Here is a 7,608-nt window from a genome sequence, read left to right on the forward strand (position 1 = left end):
CCGGTGGCGGGCGACGCCACCGGCTGGTCCATGGACGAGCGGCTCTACAACCAGGTGTGGGGCATGTTCGAGGACCTGGCCCGCACCACCGCCGCGTACCGCAGCGCCGTCGATTTCGCCCGGTGGCGGGCGACGCCACCGGCTGGTCCATGGACGAGCGGCTCTACAACCAGGTGTGGGGCATGTTCGAGGACCTGGCCCGCACCACCGCCGCGTACCGCAGCGCCGTCGATTTCGCGGACTCGCGGATGGAGCAGGAGCTCGACCGGGCCCTGGCCGATCCGCGCAGCCGGATCGGCTCCACCGGCGACCTGGCCCGCCAGGAGGCCGCGGCCCGCCGCGAGCAGCTCGTCGACCGCGCGCGCGAGGCGTTCGACCGGGACGTGGCGCAGCTGACCGCCGAGTCCGAGGTCGTCGAGCCCGCCCTGCCGGCCGCGTACGCCCGCTGGGACAACCCCGTCTGGCACGCCTACCGGGTGCCGATGGAGATCCCGATGGCCCTGCGCGTCGGGGACCTGCGCCTCCCTGAGCGGCCGGAGCTGCGCATTCCGATGCTGGTGCGGCTGCCGCTGGAGCGCGGGCTGTGGATCGACTCCGGCCGCTCCGGCTCCGAGGCCGCCGCCTTCATGGACGCCGAGCAGGTCAAGCAGCTCGCCATGGAGACCGCGGTGGCGCTGGCGGCCCGGCTCCTCGCGGTGTACCCGGCGCACGAGTTCGCGGTGCACGTCGTGGACCCGGCGGGCGCGGCGGCGGGGGCGTTCGCGCCGCTCACGCGCGCGGGGGTGCTCGCCGCGCCGCCCGCGGCCGGGGCCCAGGGGGTGGCGGACGTGCTCGCCCGGCTCACCCAGCGCGTCGACCTGCTCCAGATGGCCGCGCGGGGCGGCGCCGGGGCGGACGCCCTGCCGCCCGGCACGGACACCGCCGAGCAGCTCCTGATCGTCAACGACTTCCCGCACGGCTTCGACGACCGCGCGGTCAACCAGCTGCGCTACCTAGCCGACGAGGGCTCCTCGGTCGGGGTCCATCTGCTGATGGTCGCGGACCGCGAGGACGCCGAGGCGTACGGGCCGGTGCTCCAGCCCCTGTGGCGGTCGCTGCTGCGGCTCACGCCGGTGCCGGAGGACCATCTGGCGGACCCGTGGGTGGGGCACGCCTGGACGTACGAGCCGCCGCTGGTCCCGGCCGGCAGCGCGATCCTGGAGCAGGTGCTCGGCCAGGTCGGGCAGGCGAGGCGCGCCTGGCCGCGCTGACGTCCGTCCCCTGCCGCCGGGGCCGCTCCGGGCCGCAACGACCGGCTTCTTGGTTCTTCTTTACCCTTCCCTTTACCTTCTCTTGGTGATTGGGGTAGGGTTCTTGGTGCGGAGGGGAGTACTCCCGACTGCGGCGTTCCCGTCAGTACGGACCGACCTGACCGGTTCCGGGGCGCCGGCCCAGAGGCGACGGCACGACCTGGGTGGAGGAGACCTCCGGCAGCGACGACGCTGATCTGTAGCGGTACGAAGCCGGAGGCACTGTGGACGTTTCGATGACCCTGTGGGTACTGACCATTCTCGGTCTGTGCGCCCTGATCGCGGCCGACTTCTTCATCGGGCGCAAACCCCATGACGTGTCGGTCAAGGAAGCCGGGATCTGGACGGTCGTCTGGATCGTGCTCGCCGCGCTCTTCGGAGTGGGCCTGCTGGTCTTCGGCAACAGCCAGGCGTCCGGCGAGTTCTTCGCGGGCTTCATCACCGAGAAGTCGCTCTCCGTCGACAACCTCTTCGTCTTCATCCTGATCATGGCGAAGTTCTCGGTGCCGACCCAGCTCCAGCAGCGCGTCCTGCTCTTCGGCGTGCTGATAGCCCTGGTGCTGCGGGCGGTCTTCATCGCGGCCGGCGCCGCCATCATCGCCAGCTTCTCCTGGGTCTTCTACCTCTTCGGCGCCTTCCTGATCTACACCGCGTGGAAGCTCGTCCAGGAGGCGCGCTCCGACGAGGAGGACGAGGAGTTCGAGGAGAACCGGCTGCTCAAGTCCGTGGAGCGGAAGTTCGGCGTCGCCGACCGGTACCACGGCACCAAGCTCTTCATCCAGGAGCACGGCAAGAAGGTCATGACGCCGCTGCTCGTCGTCATGCTCGCCATCGGTATGACCGACGTGCTGTTCGCGATGGACTCCATCCCCGCGATCTTCGGTCTGACCCAGGACCCGTACATCGTCTTCACCGCCAACGCCTTCGCGCTGATGGGCCTGCGCCAGCTGTACTTCCTCATCGGCGGACTGCTCAAGAAGCTGGTCCACCTCAGCTACGGCCTCTCGGTGATCCTCGGCTTCATCGGCGTGAAGCTGGTGCTGCACGCCCTGCACGAGAACGGGGTGAACGTCCCGGAGATCTCCATCCCCGTCTCGCTGGGCGTCATCTGTGGCGTGCTGGTGATCACCACGGTCACCAGCCTGATGGCCACCAGGAAGCAGACGGCGGCCGAGGCGGACGAGAAGAAGAGCGTCGGGGTCTGACCCCGGGGCGCGCGGTGCATCGGCACCGGCGCGCGCACCGGCCGAGCGGGCGCCCGGTTGCCGCGCCTCTCGGCCGGTGCTTGCTTGGACGCAGAGAGCCCCCGGTCCGCGGGGGCGCTGCGGACCAGGAGGACCCCATGAAGTTCGCGCAGATCATCGACTTCGAGACCGAGCGGGCGGACGAGATGCGCGAGCTCATCCGTCAGTACGAGGAGCGGGCCCGCTCGGAGGGCCGCAAGCTCGGCCCCACGCACCGCACCCTGCTGCGCGACCGGTCCAACCCGAACCGCTATCTGGCCGTCGTCGAGTTCGACTCGTACGAGGAGGCCATGGCCAACAGCGACGCTCCGGAGACGAGCGAGCTCGCACAGCGGCTCGCGGGCCTCTCGACGAGGCCGCCCGTCTTCACGGACTGCGATGTGGAGGAGTCGGCGGCGCTGTAGCGCCGGCGTCCCGGTGGCTCCTGGGCGGGCGCGGCCTCCGGTCGCGCCCGGGCCGCTATGGGCACCCGGCGGGGTCTCCGGCAGGAGCGCGATACAGCCCGGGCTCAGCAGCGCCACCCCGGTCAGATAGGCCGCCACGCCACACGGCGGCCCCCGCCGCGCGCGAGCGCGGTCGCTCTCAGCGGGGTCGGGGCGCCGCCCAGCACTCCGCCCGGGTTGGCGCCTCGGCGCGGTCCGGCTACCAGCCGCGCGCGTGCCACTCCGGCAGCTTGGGGCGCTCCTCGCCGAGCGTGGTGTCGTTGCCGTGGCCCGGGTACACCCACGTCTCGTCCGGGAGGACCGCGAAGAGCTTGGTCTCCACGTCGTGCATCAGGTCGGCGAAGGCCCGCGGGTCCTTGTGGGTGTTGCCGACCCCGCCCGGGAAGAGGCAGTCGCCGGTGAACAGGTGCGGGTGGCCGTGCGGGTCGTCGTAGACCAGGGCGATCGAGCCGGGGGTGTGGCCGACCAGATGGCGGGCGGTCAGCTCGACCCGGCCCACCCGGATGGTGTCCCCGTCCTCGACGAGGACGTCGGTCGGCACAGTGATGCCCTCGGCGTCGTAGCGTCCCGCGTAGGTCCGCGCGCCGGTGGCGGCGACGACCTCGGCGAGCGCCTGCCAGTGGTCGCCGTGGCGGTGGGTGGTGACGACGGACTTGATGCCGTCGTCACCGATCAGCGTCAGCAGGGTCGAGGGCTCGGCCGCCGCGTCGATCAGGAGCTGCTCGCCCGTGGCGCGGCAGCGCAGCAGATACGCGTTGTTGTCCATCGGGCCCACCGCGACCTTGGAGATCATCAGATCGCCGAGCTCGTGGACATCCGCAGGACCGCCGACCCTGACCGTTCCGCTGTACGTCATGGGCTCAGCGTAGCCCGGGGCCTACAGGGGCGGCAGGGCGGGCAGCGGGCCGCCGCTGACCTCCAGGGCAGCTCCGCTCCTGCGGCCCGCGAGCCAGCCCAGCAGGTCCCACGCGGGGCCGCCCACGGTCACCGCGGGGCCCTGGGTGCCGCCGGTGCGCAGGGTGTGGCCGTTGCCGCCGGTGAGGGTGACCGGCGGGAGCGCGGCGTGCCCCGAGAAGCGGTCGGCCAGGAACTGGATCTCGCGCCGGACGAACTCGTCGGGCAGGTCCTCCAGCTCGTAGCCGGTGCCCAGGTCGACGTGGTGCAGCTCGACCTCGATCAGCCGCCGGAAGGGGATGCGGGCGGCCTGGTCCAAGACGCCGTTGCGGAGCTCGACCGTGCGGCTCCAGTCGGCGCTCCGGGCGCCCTCCTCCTGGAAGCGGGCCGCGCTCTCGCGCAGGTCGGCGAGGTGCACGTCGAGCGGGCGCGCGGCGTCGCGCGCGATGTCGGCGTCGCGGGCCTCGGCGCTCTCGTACATGGGGCGCCCGGCGAGGACGTTCACCAGCGCGTCGGCGTTGCGGGCGAGGTGGGCGAGCACGTGGCCGCGGCTCCAGCCGGGCAGCCGTGACGGCTCGGCGAGCGCCGCGTTGTCCATTTTGCCCGCTGCGGTGAGCAGCCGTTCGGTGGCTTCCCGTACAGAGGCCAGGTCGTGCGCATGATCAATCATGGGGCCGACGATAGTCCCGCCACTCATTCGGGTGAAGCCGCTTGGACGAGTCCGTAAATCGAATGCGCGTGCTATAGGCTCGTCGGTGGCATCAGGCATCCTTGGTAATAGCAATCCATCGCCCAGGCGACCCCCCATAGTCTGAGACGGGGGTTCCGCCCCCTGCTTCTCTTCAAGAAAGGTGCGGACCGGCGTGGCCGACCGTCTCATCGTCCGTGGCGCGCGCGAGCACAATCTCAAGAACGTCTCGCTCGACCTCCCGCGCGACTCCCTCATCGTCTTCACCGGGCTCTCGGGGTCGGGCAAGTCGTCCCTCGCGTTCGACACGATCTTCGCCGAGGGGCAGCGCCGCTACGTCGAGTCGCTCTCCTCGTACGCCCGCCAGTTCCTCGGCCAGATGGACAAGCCGGACGTCGACTTCATCGAAGGTCTGTCGCCCGCGGTCTCCATCGACCAGAAGTCGACCTCGCGCAACCCGCGCTCGACGGTCGGCACCATCACCGAGGTCTACGACTACCTGCGTCTGCTCTTCGCGCGCATCGGCAAGCCGCACTGCCCCGAGTGCCGCCGGCCGATCACCCGCCAGTCGCCGCAGGCCATCGTCGACAAGGTGCTCGAACTGCCCGAGGGCAGCCGCTTCCAGGTGCTCTCCCCGCTGGTGCGCGAGCGCAAGGGCGAGTTCGTCGACCTCTTCGCCGACCTCCAGACCAAGGGCTACAGCCGCGCGCGCGTGGACGGCGAGACGATCCAGCTCTCCGAGCCGCCCAAGCTCAAGAAGCAGGAGAAGCACACCATCGAGGTGGTCATCGACCGCCTCACCGTGAAGGACTCCGCCAAGCGCCGCCTCACCGACTCGGTGGAGACCGCGCTCGGCCTGTCCGGCGGCATGGTGGTGCTCGACTTCGTCGACCTCGCGGCCGACGACCCCGAGCGCGAGCGGATGTACTCGGAACATCTGTACTGCCCGTACGACGACCTGTCCTTCGAGGAGCTGGAGCCGCGCTCCTTCTCCTTCAACTCGCCCTTCGGCGCCTGCCCCGACTGCACCGGCATCGGTACGCGCATGGAGGTCGACCCCGACCTGATCATCCCGGACGAGGACAAGTCCCTCGACGAGGGCGCCATCTCCCCGTGGTCGCTCGGCCACACCAAGGACTACTTCGCCCGGCTGGTCGGCGCGCTCGCCGACGAGCTCGGCTTCCGTACGGACATCCCCTGGGCGGGGCTGCCGCAGCGCGCCAAAAAGGCACTGCTGAACGGCCACAAGACCCAGATCGAGGTGCGCTACCGCAACCGGTACGGACGGGAGCGGGCCTACACCACCGCCTTCGAGGGGGCGGTGCCGTTCGTCAAGCGGCGCCACTCGGAGGCGGAGTCCGACGGGGCGCGCGAGCGCTTCGAGGGCTATATGCGCGAGATCCCCTGCCCGACCTGTCAGGGCTCGCGACTGAAGCCGCTGGTCCTCGCGGTCACCGTGATGGACCGCTCCATCGCCGAGGTCGCCGCGATGTCGATCAGCGACTGCGCCGACTTCCTGGGCGAGCTCAAGCTCAACGCGCGCGACAAGAAGATCGCCGAGCGCGTCCTGAAGGAGGTCAACGAGCGGCTGCGCTTCCTCGTCGACGTCGGCCTCGACTACCTCTCGCTCAACCGCGCCGCCGGGACGCTCTCGGGCGGCGAGGCCCAGCGCATCCGCCTCGCCACCCAGATCGGCTCCGGTCTGGTCGGCGTGCTGTATGTGCTGGACGAGCCCTCGATCGGTCTGCACCAGCGGGACAACCACCGTCTGATCGAGACCCTGGTCCGCCTGCGCGACATGGGCAACACCCTCATCGTCGTCGAGCACGACGAGGACACCATCAAGGTGGCCGACTGGGTCGTCGACATCGGCCCCGGCGCAGGTGAGCACGGCGGCAAGGTCGTCCACAGCGGCCCGTTGAAGCAGCTCCTCGCCAACAAGGAGTCGATGACCGGGCAGTATCTGGCGGGCAAGAAGTCCATCCCGCTGCCGGACGTACGCCGTCCCGTGGACCCCTCGCGCAAGCTCACCGTGCACGGGGCCAAGGAGAACAACCTCCGGGACATCGACGTCTCGTTCCCGCTGGGTGTGCTGACCGCCGTCACCGGTGTCTCCGGCTCGGGCAAGTCGACCCTGGTCAACGACATCCTCTACACCCACCTCGCGCGCGAACTGAACGGCGCGCGGACCGTGCCCGGGCGGCACACGCGCGTGGAGGGCGACGACCTGGTCGACAAGGTCGTCCACGTCGACCAGTCGCCCATCGGCCGTACGCCCCGGTCGAACCCGGCGACGTACACCGGTGTCTTCGACAACGTGCGCAAGCTGTTCGCGGAGACGATGGAGGCGAAGGTGCGGGGCTACCTCCCGGGCCGCTTCTCCTTCAACGTCAAGGGCGGTCGCTGCGAGAACTGCTCGGGCGACGGCACGATCAAGATCGAGATGAACTTCCTGCCGGACGTGTACGTGCCGTGCGAGGTCTGCCACGGGGCGCGCTACAACCGGGAGACGCTGGAGGTCCACTACAAGGGCAAGTCCATCGCGGAAGTCCTCGACATGCCGATCGAGGAGGCGCTGGACTTCTTCGAGGCGGTGCCGACGATCGCCCGCCACCTGCGGACGCTGAACGAGGTGGGGCTCGGATACGTCCGGCTCGGCCAGTCGGCGCCGACGCTGTCGGGCGGTGAGGCGCAGCGCGTGAAGCTGGCGTCCGAGCTCCAGAAGCGGTCCACGGGGCGGACGGTGTACGTGCTGGACGAGCCGACGACCGGTCTCCACTTCGAGGACATCTCGAAGCTGATCAAGGTCCTGTCGGGGCTTGTCGACAAGGGGAACTCGGTGATCGTCATCGAGCACAACCTCGACGTCATCAAGACGGCGGACTGGGTCGTGGACATGGGGCCCGAGGGCGGCAGCGGTGGCGGTCTGGTGATCGCCGAGGGTACGCCGGAGCAGGTCGCGTCCGTGGCGGCGAGCCACACCGGGAAGTTCCTGCGGGACATCCTGGGGGCGGACCGGATCAGCGACGCGGAGCCGGTCCGCCCCCAGG

At 70.3% G+C, this 7,608-nt stretch carries 5 protein-coding genes and 1 pseudogene; 4 read left to right on the top strand and 2 right to left on the bottom strand.

Annotation, left to right across the window (positions count from 1 at the left end; translation table 11 throughout):
* The 3 genes and pseudogenes from ACJA3G_RS24780 to ACJA3G_RS24790 all read left to right on the top strand — a co-directional run.
* Positions 1–1,250, top strand: a pseudogene (locus ACJA3G_RS24780) (export associated protein); the annotation flags it as partial.
* Between the two features lie 263 nt (positions 1,251–1,513).
* Positions 1,514–2,494, top strand: coding sequence for a TerC family protein (locus tag ACJA3G_RS24785; RefSeq protein ID WP_406555252.1), 981 nt, complete (start codon positions 1,514–1,516; stop codon positions 2,492–2,494).
* A gap of 137 nt (positions 2,495–2,631) precedes the next feature.
* On the top strand, positions 2,632–2,937 hold the full coding sequence (locus tag ACJA3G_RS24790; RefSeq protein WP_406555253.1) for a hypothetical protein: 306 nt from the start codon (positions 2,632–2,634) through the stop codon (positions 2,935–2,937).
* 238 nt (positions 2,938–3,175) lie between these two features.
* On the opposite strand, the gene ACJA3G_RS24795 is transcribed toward ACJA3G_RS24790, so the two are convergent.
* Both ACJA3G_RS24795 and ACJA3G_RS24800 read right to left on the bottom strand, forming a co-directional pair.
* Positions 3,176–3,832 (bottom strand): MBL fold metallo-hydrolase, encoded by a 657-nt coding sequence (locus ACJA3G_RS24795; protein ID WP_406555254.1) that lies wholly within the window; start codon positions 3,830–3,832, stop codon positions 3,176–3,178.
* A 21-nt stretch (positions 3,833–3,853) separates the two neighbouring features.
* Positions 3,854–4,540, bottom strand: coding sequence for a maleylpyruvate isomerase family mycothiol-dependent enzyme (locus ACJA3G_RS24800; RefSeq protein ID WP_406555255.1), 687 nt, complete (start codon positions 4,538–4,540; stop codon positions 3,854–3,856).
* Between the two features lie 193 nt (positions 4,541–4,733).
* Here ACJA3G_RS24800 and uvrA point away from each other — a divergent pair.
* On the top strand, positions 4,734–7,608 hold a 2,875-nt coding region (gene uvrA / locus ACJA3G_RS24805), incomplete at its 3' end, for an excinuclease ABC subunit UvrA (RefSeq protein ID WP_406555256.1).

This window comes from Streptomyces sp. YS-3 (assembly GCF_045257485.1).
GTDB lineage: Bacteria > Actinomycetota > Actinomycetes > Streptomycetales > Streptomycetaceae > Streptomyces.